This window comes from Cupriavidus sp. 01L43 (assembly GCF_056399925.1).
Map to the genome: position 1 here is coordinate 1 of NZ_JBFTSH010000065.1, position 369 is coordinate 369.

General features: G+C 58.5%; 1 pseudogene. It reads right to left on the bottom strand.

Features of this window, described 5'->3' with window-relative positions:
- Positions 1 to 193 (bottom strand): annotated as a pseudogene (locus tag AC1DP9_RS27800) (hypothetical protein); the annotation flags it as partial.
- Positions 194 to 369 lie beyond the last annotated feature (176 nt).

Genomic DNA, 369 nt, shown 5'->3' on the forward strand with positions numbered 1-369 from the left:
TGCGCACCAATTGCGCACCAATATTCGGGCCGCCATGACCGTTGACCTCGAACGCGTAGATGCCTACATCGGTGTGGTTGTAGCCAACCATTGACACGGAGATTGGCTCGTCGCCGCAACCGGACATTGCCAGCGACAGTGCTGCCAGCAGGCCGGCTATCCACGCCCGTGGGCGCGCTACTGTGTAAGGCATGACTCTCCTCGTGGAACTGTGGTTACTTGCGCGCCTCGTCGCCCTTCAAGGGATAGTCGGGATGGTGAAGATTCATCATCGTCACGAACACCTTGACATTGCCGTCGCGCAGAAAATGCACGGCAAACCTTCCCAATTCGTCTGGCCGATAGGGAGGCACGGAGACGAATCGCACC